Here is a 12,631-nt window from a genome sequence, read left to right as displayed (position 1 = left end):
CCGCGCGGCATGGCAACATGGCGGCATTGCCGTAACGATCGGACCCCGCGAGGGGCCCGACAGGACCCGCCATGCCATCGCCGACAGACGCCGCGTTCGCCCCCCACCGCCGCCTGCGTGCCAATTCGCTGCTGCTGTGCTGTGCCGCCCTGCTCGGCGGCTGCGCCTTGCCGCCGCTGGATCCCCGCACCGAATCCTTTGCGCTGACGCCCGCCGAATCCCAGGCCACTCCGCTGGGCCAGGCGGTGGCCGGCGAAGTGGCGCGCCATCCGGGCCTGAGCGGCATCCATCCGCTCGAGAATGCCTACGCTGCCTTTGCCGCGCGCGTGCATCTGGCGCGCACCGCGCAGCGCACGCTAGACGTCCAGTACTACATCTGGCGCGACGACCTGACCGGCACCCTGCTGCTGGAAACGTTGCATGAAGCCGCCGACCGCGGCGTGCGCGTGCGCCTGCTGCTTGACGACAACGGCATCGCCGGCATGGACGAATGGCTGGCGGCCATGGACGCGCATCCGCAGGTCGAGGTGCGGATATTCAACCCGTTCGTGATCCGCCACCCCAAGGCGCTCAATTTCCTGACTGATTTCCGGCGCCTGAACCGGCGCATGCACAACAAGTCCTTCACCGCCGACGGCGTCGCCACCATCATCGGCGGGCGCAATGTCGGCGACGAATACTTCGGCGCCACCGATGGCGTGCTGTTTGCCGACCTCGACGTGATCGCCATCGGGCCCGCGGCCGGCGACGTGGCGCACGATTTCGACCGCTACTGGTCCAGTGCGTCGGCCTACCCGGTGGACCGGCTGGTGCCGCCGGTCAGCGTCGAACGGCTGCAGGCGCTGGTCAGCAATGCCCGCGCAGTCGAGCAGAACCCCGCTGCCGCCGCCTACCTGGCCGCGGTGCGCGACCTGCCTGACGTGCAGCGGATGCTGGACGGCACGCTGCGGTTCCAGTGGGCAAGAACGCGCATGGTCAGCGACAACCCGGCCAAGGCTCTCGGCGAGGCATCGCGCGACACCCTGGTGGCGCACCAGCTGCGTGAAATCCTGGGCGACCCGCAGCGCGAGCTTGACCTGGTCTCGCCCTACTTCGTGCCATCGACGGGCGGCACGTCCTATTTTGCCGACATGGCCAGGCGCGGCGTGGCGGTGCGCGTGCTGACCAATGCGCTGGAAGCCACCGACGTGGCCGCCGTGCATTCGGGCTATGCCAAGCGGCGCAAGGCACTGCTGGAAGCTGGCGTGGACCTGTATGAACTGCGCCGCTCGGCCGCGCCCGGCAAGAAGGAAGAGCGCGCCGGCCCCTTTGGCAGCTCAGGCTCCAGCCTGCACGCCAAGACCTTTGCCGTCGACGGCACCCGGGTCTTCGTGGGCTCGTTCAATTTCGACCCGCGCTCGGCCACGATCAACACCGAACTGGGCTTCGTCATCGACAGCCCGGATCTGGCCGGCCGGATCGAATCCACCTTCGCCAGCGTGGTGCCGCGCGCGGCCTACCAGGTCAAGCTCGATGAAACCGGCAAGCTGTACTGGCTGGAACGGCGCGACGACGAAGTCATCCGCCACGACACCGAGCCGAACACCAGCTGGTGGCGCCGGCTTGGCATCTGGTTCCTGTCGATCCTGCCGATCGAGTCGATGCTGTAGAACGGGTTCCCGGGGGCACCGCCCCTCAGATCTGGTCGAGCAGGCTGCGCACCACATCGGCCAGCCGGCCGGCGCGCTGGCGCCCCTTGGTGTCCAGCGCCATGCCGCTGCCGCCGGCCAGCGCCTTCAGGCCAAACAAGGCATCGCCCACGTCGCGCCAGGCCGGGTAATCGGCGTGGATTTTTTCCAGCGCGGCGGCACCGGCGGCCACCTGCGCGGGTGCGGGGGTGCGGCCGGCGGCCAGGTCTTCCAGTGCCGTGGCCGCGTCCAGCAAGCCTTTGCGGTTCATCTCTGTCTCCCCCTGCAAGGTCTCTTTTGTCATGGCCGCCGCATGCGGGCAGCCATGACACTGTAGCAGGCTTGCCGGGAGGGGCAACCGGGCGCCGGCAATGCAGGCCTGGCGGCGCCGGCTCAGTTGCGCCCGATATCCTGCAGGATGCGGGTCATCAGGTACAGGCGCGGCACGATCGAGTCCAGTTCGATGTACTCGTCACGGGCGTGATAGCCGAAGCCGGCCAGCCCGAAGCTTTCCACCACCGCGGGCTTGCCCGAGCGCGCGGCATAGCTGGCGTCAGTGGCGCCGCCGGTGCCTTCGGCCAGGGCCAGCGTGCGGCCGTCCAGCTCGGCGTAGATCTCCTGCGCGCGCTTGGCCAGCGCGCGGCCGCGCGCGTCGGCCACGAACGGCGGGCGGCCCTCTTCCATCGTCACCGTGGTCTGCGTCTCCGGCACCAGCTGGCCGGACTTGACCTTGTCCTGCAGCGCCACCTTCAGCTTCTCGGCGGCGCCGGCCGCGGTGGTGCGCACATCGCCGTAGGCGACAGCGCTTTCCGGGATCTGGTTGCGCACCGTGCCGGCCTGCGCCTGGGTCCAGTTCAGCTGCGAGCCCGGCACCAGGCTGGCGGTGTCGCGCGTCTGCTGCAGCTGGTGGGCGAGTTCGAGCAGCGCATTGCGGCCGCGCTCCGGCGCGGCGCCGGCGTGGGATGCTCGGCCCTTGACCTGCATCGTGGCGGTGGCGGTGCCGGAAGCGCCCAGCAGCAGCGACTCGGCCTTGACCACGTCCTTGGCCGCGGTCGGCTCGCACGACAGCACCACGTCGTGCTGCGCGGCCAGCGCGGCGATGGCTTCGCCGGAGCCGACCGAGCCGACCTCCTCGTCCGGGTTGAACAGCACCGTGATCTGCGCATAGTCGCGCCAGCCCTGGTTCTTCAGGATCTCCAGCGAGTGCAGGATCACGGCGATGCCGCCCTTGTCGTCGGCAATGCCCGGCCCGTACAGCCGGTTGCCTTCCTCGCGGATGGGCTGCGTGGCGAGGGTGTTGTCCGGATACACCGTGTCCATGTGGGCAATCAGCATGATGCGGCGCTTGCCGGTACCGGTGAAGGTGGCCTTGACCATGGTGCCCGGACCCTTGGTGACGGGCATGCGTTCAACCTTCGCGCCCAGCGCCTGCAGGCGCTTCTCGGTATAGCCGGCCATCTGCGCCAGCCCCTTCGCGTTGGCGCTGCCGGATTCGATCGACACCATCTCCTTGAGCGACTGCACCAGCGCGGGCTGGGCCGACTGCGCGGCGGACAGCAGCGCGGCATCGGGCTGGGCGGCACTGGCCAGGGTACCGGCCCCGGCAAGCGTCAGGGCGGCGGCAACGGCAACGTGGCGAACGGAAAACGGCATGGAATCTCCTCGGATTGGTCTTGTTGGTGCCATGCCCCGGCGCACGGGCGGCGCCGCGGCACAACGGCACGATGCTAGCCCTTGCCAGAACCTTAGGGGAGGATCAATATCGCCAATCCGGATGCCGATCCCGCCACGACATCCTGCCAACTCTTCGCGCCATGCACCCGACCACGCCCCCAGGCATGCCCGCCGCCATCGCGCCGCCGTCACAGAACATCCCGCTGCATGTCCGCCTGCTATGGCTGCCGCAAGCCATGCCGGGCAGCCTGTTCACCACGCTCGACGTGCTCCGCACCGTGGCCGGCGTCGCCAGCCTGCAGCGGCCCGACGCCGCGCCCACGCTGAGCTGGCAGCTGTGCGGCAGCAACGGGCGCACGCTGGCGGCGGACCTGCCGGGGCTGGTGTCCTCCACCCGGCGCGCACGGGCCGCGGACCGCCGCACGCTGCTGGTGATCCCGGCCCTGCTGGCCAGCAATGCGCTGCAGCTGGGCGAGATCGTGAAGCGCGATGCCGCGGCGCTGCGCCTGGTGGAACGCCATGCGCAGGCCGGCGGCTGGATCGCGGCGTGTTCGTCGGGGATGGTCTTTCCGCTGCAGCTGGGGCTGCTCGACGGCGCCAGGACCGGCGCGCCGTGGATGTACCAGAGCTGGATGATGCGCCAGTATCCGCATTGCGACCTGGGCAGCGACCAGGCCATGAGCGTGCACCAGCGTGTGTTCTCGTGCGTGGCGCCGGCGCTGCAGGTGGAATTCATGCTGCGCGTGCTGGGCCACCTGCACGACCCGGACCTGGCACAGGCGGCGTCGCGGCTGATGCTGTTCCAGCCCGAGCGCCAGCGCAACGTGCCGGCACTGGTGTCGCAACGCTGGCTCAGCCGCACCGCCGACAGCCCGGTGTATCGCGCCATCCAATGGCTGCAGGACCATGTGTCCGAGCCCTACAAGCTGGCCGCGGTGGCCCAGGCGGCCGCGGTCAGCGAACGCACGCTGCTGCGGCATTTCCGCCAGGTCACCGGGCTGAGCCCGCTGGACTACCTGCACACCCTGCGCGTGGAGCGCGCACGCATGCTGCTGGAAGTCACGCTGCACGGCACGCAGGGCATTGCCGAAGCCTGCGGCTACAGCGACGCCGCCGCGTTCCGGCGGCTGTTCCAGCGCACCACGGGCATGTCGATGTCAGACTATCGCGCCCGCTTTGCGCTGCGGGCGCGGCGGCGCTACTGGCGCATGGAAGATGCCGCGGTACGGCGCGGCACCGGGGAGTGACCGCGCCCAGGGCAGCGCTCAGGTGCGCAAGGCGATGTGGTTGACCACGTTCTCAACGCCCTGCACGTACCATGCGTCGCGCTCGGCCTGGCGCCGCGTGTCCTCGCTGGCGACGCAGCCTTCCAGCGTCACCACGCGGTTCTCGGTGCGCGCGCTGACCTGGCCGGCATCAATGAAGGGATCAGTCTCCAGCACCAGCATCAGTGCCTCGGTGATTTCGTCGTCGCGGTCGGCTTCGGCGGGCGCTACCACCAGTTCATTGACCACGCAGCGGCAACCGCGCGACCACCAGGCCAGCACCCCTGCCAGGCGCATGTGCGACAGGCTGATTACCTGCCCCCACAGCGTGACCACGCCGTCGTGCACTTCCACTTCAATCCAGCCGCTGCGTTCGCCCACGGCTTCGCGCATGGCCTCGGGCTTGCCCTTGACGCGCGCGCAGATCCTGCAATTGCGGAAATCGATGGCATTGAGCAGGCGCTCGCACACCGCGTCGCGCAGTTCGCCGTCGCCTACCTGCATGCCGCCATTGGCCACGCGCAGGTGATCAATCACGCTGGTTACACCGTCCACGCGCCGCACCGTCGCCGCGGCCCGGGTCTTGTCGACGATATCGGCCACCTCGCCTTCCAGGATCAGCGCGCCGTCGGAAAGCCGCAACTGGATGGTGGGATGGAGGACATGACCCTGATAAGGCACATGCGCCAAGGCTGCGCGCGCCTGCGTCAGCACCGCTTCGCTACTCTGCATTTTGTTCGCCTCGCCCGATTGGTCTGGAGATGGAAGACGCGCGCCCCTGCCTGCAGGCGCGCCTTGCGCGGCGCCGCAGGCTCCTTCACCCCCGGGGCCTGGCAACCGCTTCCTCATTATAGGAAGCGGTCCGGGAACGGCTCAGGCCTCAGGCAGCGGCCGCCTCGCGCGCGCGGGCCACTTCCTGGTTGCGCAGGATAAAGCGCTGGACCTTGCCGCTGGGGGTCTTGGGCAGCTCGACGACGAACTCGATCTCGCGCGGGTAGGCATGGGCGGCCAGGCGCTTACGCACGTGCTGGCGCAGCGCCTCGGCCAGTTCCGGCGCGGCGCGATATTGCGGGTCCAGCACGACAAAGGCCTTGATCAGCTCGGTGCGCTCCGGATCGGGCTTGCCGATCACCGCGGCCTCGACCACGGCCGGGTGCTCGATCAGCGCGCTTTCCACGTCGAACGGGCCCACGCGGTAGCCAGAGGTGGTGATGACGTCGTCGGCCCGGCCTATGAAGCTGATGCTGCCGTCGTCATTCAGCTCGGCGGAATCGCCGGTCAGGTAGTAGCCGCCGGCAAACCCGCTGGTGGGCGTGCCGTGATAGCCGCCGAACCAGCACATCGGCGAGCGCTTCAGGTCCAGCGCCAGCGTGCCCGGCCGGCCCGGCGGCAGTTCGCGCTGTTCATCGTCCACCACCACCACGCGGTGCCCGGGGCTGGCAAAGCCGGCCGCGCCCATGCGCACCGGATGCGCCAGCGCATGGTGGTTGCACAGCACCATGCCCAGCTCGGTCTGGCCGTAGTGGTCGTGGATGGTCACGCCCAGCTCGCTGGCGAACCAGCGGATCACTTCCGGGTTGAGCGGCTCGCCCGCGCTGCTGACCGCGCGCAGCCGCCCGCGCAGCGGGCCTGACACGGCCTCGCCCGCGGCGATCAGCAGCCGGTATGCCGTGGGCGAGCCGGCCAGGTTGGTGATGCCGTACTTGCGGATCACACGGCATGTGCTCTCCACGGTGAACGGGCCATCGTAGAAGGTGGTGGGATGGCCCAGCGCCAGCGGGCCCGTGACCGCGTAATACAGGCCATAGGCCCAGCCCGGATCGGCCAGGTTCCAGAAAGCGTCTTCCGCGCGCAGGTCGACCGCGTCGCTCATATAGCCGGCAAACGCGGCAATGGCCTTGAGCGGCACCAGCAGCGGCTTGGCCGGGCCGGTGGTGCCGGAGGTGAACATCATCAGGAAGGGGTCGTCGCCCCGGCGCGGCACCGGCTCGAACGACGCCGGCTGGCGTTCCAGTTCGGCCCAGAAGCTGAAGTCGCCGCGCACCAGGCCGCGGCCCTTGTCGCCGGCCACGGTGACAATGGCGGGACAGCCATCCACGTCATCCAGCTTGGGGCGGTTGGCGCCATCGGTGACCACAACCTTCGCGCCGGACGCATTGAGCCGGTGCTCGATGGCCTTGGGGCCGAAGGCCGTGAACAGCGGCTGGTACACCGCGCCGGCGCGCCAGGTGCCGAGAATCGTCACCAGCAGTTCCGCATTGCGCGGCAGCAGGCCCGCCACGCGGTCGCCCGGCTGCACGCCCTGCGCCTTCAGGAAGCCGGCAAACTGCGCGGACAGTGCCTGCAGCTCGGTAAAGGTCCAGCTGCGCGAATTGCCGTCTCGCCCTTCCCAGAACAGCGCGATACGGCCCGGCAGCGCGTGGCGGTCGCAGCATTCGACGCAGGCGTTCATTGCCTCCTGGCTGCCGTGCAGTTGCCGTGCCACGGCGTCGTCATAGGAAAATCCGTCGAAGGCTTGGGCGTAGTCGCGCATGATGTCTCCTGTATTCCGGCTGGTGCCTTTTGGTAGGTGGCCGCTGCGCGCGGGGTGCCGGCGCGCAACGGCTGCCGCAAGAGTGTGCGCGAGCGCCACGGGAGCAGGCAATAACCGATTCCGCCAGCGCGGCTGACGGTTTTTGCCATCCCTGCCGTGAACCCTGACGCACCTCCGGGCACCCTTGACGCGGCACCGCCCGGCGCCGACGATACGGGCATCGCCGCCAGGAGACAGCGCATGTGCACCAACTACGCCCCGGTCCAGAGCCGGATCCTGCGCGAGATCTTCGGCGTGGAACCGCCGCCGGGGCTGTACAAGGCTGAAACCTATCCGGACTACGCGGCGCCGATCGTGCGCGCCGCGGACGATGGCACGCGCAGTGGCGCTCTGGCCTCGTTCGGCATGGTGCCGCGCCCGCGCATCCCGCCCGGCGCACGGCGCTTTGACACCACCAATGCCCGCAGCGAGACCGTGGGCGAACGCCCCGCCTTTGCGCGCTACTGGCGCCAGGGCCAGCTGTGCCTGGTGCCGGCCACGGCGTTCTATGAGTTTGCGTATCCCGAAGATGCAGCGCCCGGCGGCCCGCCCGGCAAGCCGGTGCGCTGGCGCGTCTGGCTGCCCGGCGAGCCGGCCTTCGGCATTGCGGGCCTGTGGCGCAGCTGGCCGGACCAGTCGCTGTCCTTCACCATGCTGACCATCAACTCGGCCCAGCACCCGGTGATGCAGCGCTTTCACAAGCCGGGCGAGGAAAAGCGGTCAGTGGTGATCGTGCCGCGTGAACAGTGGGACGACTGGCTCGCCTGCCGCGATCCCGAGGTCGCGCGCACCTTCCTGACGCTCTGGCCCGCAGACGCCATGCGGGCCGAACCGGCGCCCAAAGTGCAGGGAGCGCCAATCCCCGACTCGGAGTAAGCGCGCCGCTATCGCCGCCCCGGCCGCAGGCGCGCTTCCCTGCAAGGCGGCTCAGAAGCGATAGGTAACGCTGCCCACCACCGTGCGGCGCGCGCCGAAGTAGCAGTCACCGCGCGCCAGGCAGGTGGTCAGGAATTGCTTGTCGAACAGGTTGCTGGCATTCAGCGAGACGCGCAGCGGGCCGTGGTCATAGGCAATCATCGCGTCGTAGAGCGTGACGCCGCCCACCCGGTTCTGGTCGGCACCGTCATAGCTGGGACCGACATAGCGCACCCCGCCGCCGGCGACAAAGCCCGGCACGCCAAACAGCTTGAAGCGATAGTTGGCCCACAGCGACGCCATGTTCGACGGCGTGCTCGCCAGCTTCTTGCCCACCTCGGCCGGCGTGCCGTCGATCACGCGCGCATCCAGGTAGGTATAGGTTGCGATCAGGTCCAGCCGGCTGGACAGCGAGGCCAGTGCCTCAACCTCGATGCCGCGCGTACGTGCCTCGCCCACCTGGACTGAATCGGGAATGCCGTTGACCACGCCGGCGGTCTTGCGGTTCTTCTCGCGCATATCGAATGCGGCAATGGTCAGCGTGGCGTTCTTGCCCGGCGGCTGGTACTTGATCCCCGCCTCCCACTGCGAACCGCGCAGCGGCTTGAAAGCCTGGTTGGCCTTGTTGAAGCCGGCCAGCCCCTGGAACGACTCGGAATAGCTGACGTACGGGTTGAGGCCGATGTCCGAGCGGTACATCAGGCCAGCACGCTTGGTAAGCTCGCTGTCGTCGCGGCTGGCCGAGGGCGTGTTGTCCTGCGCGGCGCGCGACCAGTCATAGCGCAGCCCCAGCATCAGCAGCCACTTGTTCCACGACAGCTGATCCTGCACGTACAGGCCGGTCTGCGCCTGCGTGGCGGGGTTCAGGTCGCGCGTGCCCGGCAGGGTGAAATTGCCGTAGACCGGGTTGAACACATTGAGCGGCGCGGCCGTGCCCCCCACCCCGGCGCGCCCCGTGATCTCTGAGTGCTGGTAGTCGACGCCGGTCAGCAGCGTGTGCTGGACCGGGCCGGTGCGGAAGTTGGTCTGCGCCTGGGTATCGACCGCGAACGAGTTCAGCGTGGGCTGGTTCAGGTAGACCGTGCGGCGCATCAGCGTATCGCTGCCCGGCACCCAACCGTGGCCGGCGCCGTTGAAACCGGCCGCGTAGATGCTGCGGTAGTCCACCGTGCTGTGCGAATAGCGCAGGTTCTGCCGCACCGTCACGGTGTCGTTGAACTTGTGCTGGAACTCATAGCCCACCGACGCCTGCTCGGCGTTGTAGCGGTCGAAGCCGGGCTCGCTGATAAACAGGTGATCGGGGATCTGGCCGGCCGGGTTGGCCTGCAGCGTGCCCCGCCAGGGGAAGAAGCCGACCGAGGTCCCGCTTTCATCGCGCTGGAAGTTGGCCAGCAGCGTGAGCGAGGTGTCCTGGCTCGGGCGCCACGTCAGCGAAGGCGCGATCAGGTAGCGGTTGTCCTTGACGTAGTCCACCTGCGTGTCGCTGTCGCGCGCCAGCGCCACCAGCCGGTACAGCCACTTGCCGTCCGCATCGAGCGGGCCGGTCAGGTCGGCCTGCACCTGCTTGCGGTTGTAGTTGCCGAACTGCACCCCGATCTCGCGCGCCGCCTCAGCCTGCGGGCGTTTGCTGACCAGGTTCAGGATGCCGCCGACCGCGCCCTGCCCGAACAGCATCGACGACGGCCCGCGCAGCACGTCGATGCGTTCCAGCGTGTAAACATCGGGCCGCACGTTGTTGTAGAAGCCGACCTGGTTCAGCAGGCCGTCGCGGTACTGCGTGAACTCGGTGCCCCGGAACCGGCCCCAGTCGCCGCGGGCGTCGTTGCCGAACGGCCCGGCATAGACGCCGGCGCTGTAGCCGATGGCCTGCTGCACGCTCTGCGCGCCTTGCGCCTCCATCCGGTCGCGCGTGATGACGGTGATCGACTGGGGCGTCTCCATCACCGGGGTGTCGGTCTTGGTGGCGGTGGCGCTGCGTTTTGCCACGAAGCCATGAACCGGGCCGGTGGCGGTTCCGTCGTCGCTGCCGGCGCGGATCGTGACGGCCGGCAGTTCTGCCGCGGCACTGGCCGTTGCCGGCGCAGGCACTTCGCCGGATTGGGCAAAAACGCCACCGGTCTGCAGGCTCAACACAAGGGTGGTCAGCGAAAGGCCGCGCGGGGTGACAAGCGCGGGGCGGGCAAAGCGCGGCTTTGCCTGCTTGGTCGGGTGGAAATACATCACTCAGGGATCGGAAGGTAGCTACCCCGCAGGCGCGGCGTGGCAAGTGGAAAATTCTGATTACGAATGCGAATAATTCGTAATTACAACAGAATTGTAGCCTGAATGTGTCAGAAGCGAGACATTTTCTATTCGCACCGGATGCTGCCTCGGCGCTAAGCCAGACGAAGGAAGTGTTGGGCAGTCCCCGGCCTCAGTGGCCAGCCCCCCAAGCCAATCAGCCGGCCTGCAGCCGGCCCAGCAACCGCCGCCCCGCCTCGATCACCGCCGCATCCGGCTGCATCTGGTAGCGCACGATCATGCCTTCGATGCACAGCATCGCTTCCTCGGCCACCGCTTGCGGCTGGTCCAGGCCCAGGCGCGTGGCGATGTCGGCGACGAATGCGGCCAACTCGGCCTTGTGCGCCGCGGCCTGTTCGGCCGCGCGCGCGTCGCCGCCCGCCTCGGCCACCACGTTGATAAAGGCGCAGCCACGGAAGTCTCGGCCGAACCAGTCCGCCAGCGCGTCGGCAATCACGTCCAGGTGCGGGCGCGCGGCCAGCCGGGCTTCCACGTCCTGCCGGAACCACGTCATCCACTCGTCATGGCGGCGGTCCAGGAACGCCGAAATCAACTCGTTCTTGGAGGCGAAATGGCGGTAGAGCGACATCTTGGCGACGCCGGATTCGGCAATGATCTTGTCGATGCCGGTGGCGCGGTAGCCCCCCTGGTAGAACAGGCGGGCAGCGGTGTCGAGGATGCGGTCGCGGGCGGAAGGCGTGGCCATGGTGGCGGCGTAGTCGGTAAAGGTGCGCGGCCGGACAGCGCCCTGCGCCGCCCTGCCTCTCTATAGGTCGATACTATGACAGACAGACCTGTCTAGCAAACCTGGCCCGCTCAGGCCTCCAGCTTCGCCTCCGCATCACGCAGCGCCGTACGCAGGCCCTCTTCCACCACCGGGTGGTAGAAAGGCATGCCCAGCATCTGCCCGATGGTCAGGCCCTGCTGGTACGACCACGCCAGCAGGTGGGCGATGTTCTCGGCACGCGGGCCGGTCCATTCCGCGCCCAGGAAGCGGCCCGTGGCCTTGTCGGCATAGACATGCATCAGGCCGCGGTTCTTCAGCATCACGCGGCTGCGGCCCTGGTCCTCGAAGCTGACCTCGCCGGTCACGAACGTGCCTTCGGCCAGGTCGGCGTAACGCTGGCCGACCATCGCGATCTGCGGGTCCGTGAACACCACCGCGATCGGCGCGCGCCGTGCCAGCGGCTTCACTTGCGGATAGCTGGCGGCGTTCTCGCCCGCGGCCTTGCCCTCGTCCGCGGCCTCATGCAGCAGCGGCAGGATGTTGTTGGCGTCGCCGGCAATGAATACCGGTGCATTGCCGCACTGGAGCGTGCGCGCATCGAACAGCGGCACGCCGCGCGCATCCAGCGCCAGGCCGGCATTTTCCAGGCCCAGGCCGCGCACATTGGGCACGCGGCCGGTGGCGACCAGCGCATAGTCGAAGCGCTCGGTCACGCTGCGGCCTTCGCGGTCCAGGTAAGTCACCACCACCTGGTCGCCGTCGCGGGCCATGTCGGTCACCCTGGCGTCCGGATCGAGATAGAACTCGCCGTTGAAGGTCTTCGCCGCGTAGGCGCGGATCACGGGATCAGTCAGCGGCCCGAGCGAGCCGCTGACGCCGAACACGCGCACCCGCACGCCAAGGCGCGACAAGGCCTGGCCAAGCTCCAGCCCGATCACGCCGGGGCCGAACGCCACCACGCTGGCGGGCAGGTCTTCCCAAGCGAACACATCGTCATTGACGATCAGGCGGTCGCCGAACACCTGGAACGGCGCCGGCAGCATCGGCGTGGAGCCGGTGGCAATGACCACGCGGCTGGCACGCACGGTGGTGTGCCCATCCACTTCCAGCGTGGTGTTGTCGATAAAGCGGGCATAGCCGCGGACGCGGTCGGCTTCGGGGATGTTCTCCACGCCGCGCACCACGAAGCCGACAAAGCGGTCGCGCTCGCTGCGCACGCGGGCCATCACCTCGCGGCCATCGATGCGGACCTCGCCATCCACGTGCACGCCGAACGGCGCAGTGTGGCGCAGTTCGTGCGCGGCCTCGGCGGCAGCGATCAGCAGCTTGGAGGGCATGCAGCCCACCCGGGCGCAGGTGGTGCCGTACGGGCCGCCTTCGATGATCACGGCGCGCTTGCCCGCGGCAATCGCGGCACGGTAGGCGGCAAGGCCGGCGGTGCCTGCGCCGATCACGGCGACGTCGGTCTGGATGGTGGTCATGGCGGTCAATTCCTTTGTCTTGATGGCGTCAAGCTGGTGTCAATCAGCGG

General features: G+C 68.7%; 10 protein-coding genes. 3 read left to right on the top strand and 7 right to left on the bottom strand.

What is annotated here, in order from left to right; translation table 11 throughout:
- The first annotated feature begins 71 nt into the window (after nt 1–71).
- Entirely contained in the window at nt 72–1,649 is a 1,578-nt protein-coding gene (locus AC3WRI_RS04140) for a phospholipase D family protein (RefSeq protein ID WP_011617013.1), read from the top strand.
- A gap of 25 nt (nt 1,650–1,674) precedes the next feature.
- On the opposite strand, the gene AC3WRI_RS04135 is transcribed toward AC3WRI_RS04140, so the two are convergent.
- Nucleotides 1,675–1,938 (bottom strand): hypothetical protein, encoded by a 264-nt coding sequence (locus tag AC3WRI_RS04135; protein WP_010812450.1) that lies wholly within the window; start codon nt 1,936–1,938, stop codon nt 1,675–1,677.
- A gap of 122 nt (nt 1,939–2,060) precedes the next feature.
- Nucleotides 2,061–3,320 carry a M20/M25/M40 family metallo-hydrolase gene (locus tag AC3WRI_RS04130; protein ID WP_011617012.1) on the bottom strand — a complete coding sequence of 420 codons (1,260 nt, stop codon included), beginning with the start codon at nt 3,318–3,320 and terminating at the stop codon, nt 2,061–2,063.
- 185 nt (nt 3,321–3,505) lie between these two features.
- Between AC3WRI_RS04130 and AC3WRI_RS04125 the strand changes: the two genes are divergently transcribed.
- Nucleotides 3,506–4,588: a GlxA family transcriptional regulator gene (locus AC3WRI_RS04125; protein ID WP_011617011.1), complete on the top strand. Its 1,083-nt coding sequence runs from the start codon at nt 3,506–3,508 to the stop codon at nt 4,586–4,588.
- A gap of 18 nt (nt 4,589–4,606) precedes the next feature.
- Here AC3WRI_RS04125 and AC3WRI_RS04120 read toward each other — a convergent pair whose 3' ends face one another.
- Nucleotides 4,607–5,338 (bottom strand): BON domain-containing protein, encoded by a 732-nt coding sequence (locus tag AC3WRI_RS04120; protein ID WP_010812447.1) that lies wholly within the window; start codon nt 5,336–5,338, stop codon nt 4,607–4,609.
- A gap of 148 nt (nt 5,339–5,486) precedes the next feature.
- Nucleotides 5,487–7,139, bottom strand: coding sequence for an AMP-binding protein (locus AC3WRI_RS04115; protein WP_011617010.1), 1,653 nt, complete (start codon nt 7,137–7,139; stop codon nt 5,487–5,489).
- A 240-nt stretch (nt 7,140–7,379) separates the two neighbouring features.
- Between AC3WRI_RS04115 and AC3WRI_RS04110 the strand changes: the two genes are divergently transcribed.
- The gene (locus tag AC3WRI_RS04110) at nt 7,380–8,054 is read left to right on the top strand and encodes an SOS response-associated peptidase (RefSeq protein ID WP_010812445.1); all 675 of its coding nucleotides are present in this window, start codon (nt 7,380–7,382) and stop codon (nt 8,052–8,054) included.
- Nucleotides 8,055–8,105: 51 nt separating this feature from the next.
- Here the strand turns inward: AC3WRI_RS04110 and AC3WRI_RS04105 are convergent, their stop codons facing one another.
- The 3 genes from AC3WRI_RS04105 to AC3WRI_RS04095 all read right to left on the bottom strand — a co-directional run bounded on the left by AC3WRI_RS04105 (nt 8,106) and on the right by AC3WRI_RS04095 (nt 12,581).
- Nucleotides 8,106–10,313 (bottom strand): TonB-dependent siderophore receptor, encoded by a 2,208-nt coding sequence (locus AC3WRI_RS04105; protein ID WP_492292654.1) that lies wholly within the window; start codon nt 10,311–10,313, stop codon nt 8,106–8,108.
- Nucleotides 10,314–10,530: 217 nt separating this feature from the next.
- Nucleotides 10,531–11,079, bottom strand: a complete 549-nt coding sequence (locus AC3WRI_RS04100) for a TetR/AcrR family transcriptional regulator (protein ID WP_011617008.1) — start codon at nt 11,077–11,079, stop codon at nt 10,531–10,533.
- Between the two features lie 110 nt (nt 11,080–11,189).
- Nucleotides 11,190–12,581 carry a dihydrolipoyl dehydrogenase gene (locus AC3WRI_RS04095; protein ID WP_010812442.1) on the bottom strand — a complete coding sequence of 464 codons (1,392 nt, stop codon included), beginning with the start codon at nt 12,579–12,581 and terminating at the stop codon, nt 11,190–11,192.
- Nucleotides 12,582–12,631 lie beyond the last annotated feature (50 nt).

It is taken from the genome of Cupriavidus sp. FW305-27, assembly GCF_058787995.1.
The sequence above is the reverse complement of the archived record's forward strand: the minus strand, read 5'-3'. Positions and strand labels throughout refer to the sequence as shown.

What these genes read in the sequence shown, in the direction of transcription:
- AC3WRI_RS04125 (WP_011617011.1), top strand. Translation starts at nt 3,506, where the DNA reads ATGCCCGCCGCCATCGCGCCGCCGTCACAGAACATCCCGCTGCATGTC.
- AC3WRI_RS04105 (WP_492292654.1), bottom strand. Translation starts at nt 10,313, where the DNA reads ATGTATTTCCACCCGACCAAGCAGGCAAAGCCGCGCTTTGCCCGCCCC.
- AC3WRI_RS04140 (WP_011617013.1), top strand. Translation starts at nt 72, where the DNA reads ATGCCATCGCCGACAGACGCCGCGTTCGCCCCCCACCGCCGCCTGCGT.
- AC3WRI_RS04110 (WP_010812445.1), top strand. Translation starts at nt 7,380, where the DNA reads ATGTGCACCAACTACGCCCCGGTCCAGAGCCGGATCCTGCGCGAGATC.
- AC3WRI_RS04135 (WP_010812450.1), bottom strand. Translation starts at nt 1,938, where the DNA reads ATGAACCGCAAAGGCTTGCTGGACGCGGCCACGGCACTGGAAGACCTG.
- AC3WRI_RS04115 (WP_011617010.1), bottom strand. Translation starts at nt 7,139, where the DNA reads ATGCGCGACTACGCCCAAGCCTTCGACGGATTTTCCTATGACGACGCC.
- AC3WRI_RS04095 (WP_010812442.1), bottom strand. Translation starts at nt 12,581, where the DNA reads ATGACCACCATCCAGACCGACGTCGCCGTGATCGGCGCAGGCACCGCC.
- AC3WRI_RS04100 (WP_011617008.1), bottom strand. Translation starts at nt 11,079, where the DNA reads ATGGCCACGCCTTCCGCCCGCGACCGCATCCTCGACACCGCTGCCCGC.
- AC3WRI_RS04130 (WP_011617012.1), bottom strand. Translation starts at nt 3,320, where the DNA reads ATGCCGTTTTCCGTTCGCCACGTTGCCGTTGCCGCCGCCCTGACGCTT.
- AC3WRI_RS04120 (WP_010812447.1), bottom strand. Translation starts at nt 5,338, where the DNA reads ATGCAGAGTAGCGAAGCGGTGCTGACGCAGGCGCGCGCAGCCTTGGCG.